The sequence below is a fragment of the Streptomyces sp. RP5T genome (assembly GCF_003933965.1).
Taxonomy (GTDB): domain Bacteria; phylum Actinomycetota; class Actinomycetes; order Streptomycetales; family Streptomycetaceae; genus Streptomyces.
Map to the genome: position 1 here is coordinate 1 of NZ_RSAJ01001014.1, position 1,694 is coordinate 1,694.

General features: G+C 69.2%; 1 protein-coding gene. It reads right to left on the reverse strand.

The genetic code is table 11. The features are described from left to right. Window positions 1-903 (reverse strand): 1-deoxy-D-xylulose-5-phosphate synthase N-terminal domain-containing protein (locus EHS43_RS44010; protein WP_260471006.1); only part of this gene is annotated, 903 nt, incomplete at its 3' end. Between the last annotated feature and the right edge of the window lie 791 nt (window positions 904-1,694).

Consider the following 1,694-nt stretch of genomic DNA (forward strand, 5'->3'; position numbering starts at 1 on the left):
GGGCTCAGCGGTGGGGGAGGGCCGGCCGGTGACCGCGTCGACGGTGCCGACCGCGTGCAGGCAGTCCGCCTCATCGCCCTCGGCGGGTCCGTATCCCCGGCCTTTGACGGTCACGGCATGGACCAGGACCGGCCGCCGTTGCGCGCGTGCCTGGTCCAGGACGGTTTCCAGGGCGGCGGTGTCGTGGCCGTCGACCGGACCGAGGTAGCTGAAGCCGAGCTGGGTGAACACATCCGATGTGGCCGGTCCTGACCCGTCGGTGTGTTCGCCGGGATGCTTCAGGGTGTGCAGGTGATGGACGAGAGCTCCGCCGGTGGGGGCGTAGGAGCGGCCGTTGTCGTTGAGGACCACGACCACCGGACGCCGGCCGGCGCCGATGTTGTTGAGCGCCTCCCACGCCATGCCGCCGGTCATGGCCCCGTCGCCGATGACCGCGACGACCGACCGCTCCCGGCGCCCGCGCAGCTCGTTGGCCTTGGCCAGGCCGTCGGCGTAGGAGAGGGACGCGGAGGCGTGCGAGCTCTCGGTCCAGTCATGCACCGACTCCGAGCGTGAGGGGTAACCCGACAGACCGTCGGGCCGGCGCAGCCGGTCGAAGCCGGCGGCCCGGCCGGTCAGGATCTTGTGAACGTACGCCTGGTGGCCGGTGTCGAAGAGAATCGCGTCGCGGGGTGAGTCGAAGACGCGGTGCAGGGCGATGGTCAGTTCCACCACGCCCAGGTTCGGCCCCAGATGGCCACCGGACGCGCAGACCTTGTCGATCAGGAAGGCGCGGATGTCCTGGGCCAGAGACGGAAGCTGGTCTGCCGGCAGTGCGCGCACATCGTGCGGGCCGCCAAGTGTCGTCAGGTGTGCACCCGGGAGGGGGATGGGCTCGACGTGTGTCTCGGAGAGATCAGCCATCACTCGTCCCCTGCCGCTGGTGGGCGCAGCATGCTCGCTCGCCCCGGTCAGGGTGCGAGGGCGGGCGGCCGCGCCGGGCGGAGATGATGCCTCGTTGCCGTTGTGGGGGTGAGCTCACTGCTGAGGGGAGCATGGAGAGACGGCTCCTTCCGCCGGGTACCGGCGCATCAGGCGCCGCAGGAAACGAGGCGGCGTGCCTGGAGCCGGTGTATGTGGGGGGCTGACACACCAGGAGCGAAGGTGTGCCACTCAAACACCTGCCCCTCTTTCTTGGTTGCTGCACCGACCAAGCACTGGGCGTGCGGGAGCACGCGGCGCTCCCAGTCCTGTGCAAGGCATCCTTGTGCCCGCCGCCTGCGGCACCGGCGGACGCACCGACAGAAGGTGCAGGCAACACACGTCTCAGATGACGCGGCAACGTGCCGCGGAAACGCGTAGCTCGCCGGCACCAGACGAGGTCGAAACAGGGACACCGGAGCCCCAATTCGCAGCAGCGTATACAGAGTTAAAATCGTTCTTCTGCTCGGCCCAACCTCCCCGGGCCGAAGCTGGACTCCAGGAGGGCTCTTGAGCGTGTGAGTGCCGGCGACCGTTCCTGCAGGTGGCCGACGCGCCGGTATCACTTCCGGGGGCGCGCACTCCCCCTGAGTGATGTGCGCGCTCTCATCTCAAGGGTTGCACGAGTGCCGCGAGTGCCGAATCGTTGGGGACCTGCGATCTCGGACGAGGTTGCACCGCCCTGTGCGAACCCCTCAGCAAACGGCTGCGCACCAGTCGACGGCCCCCAGGCC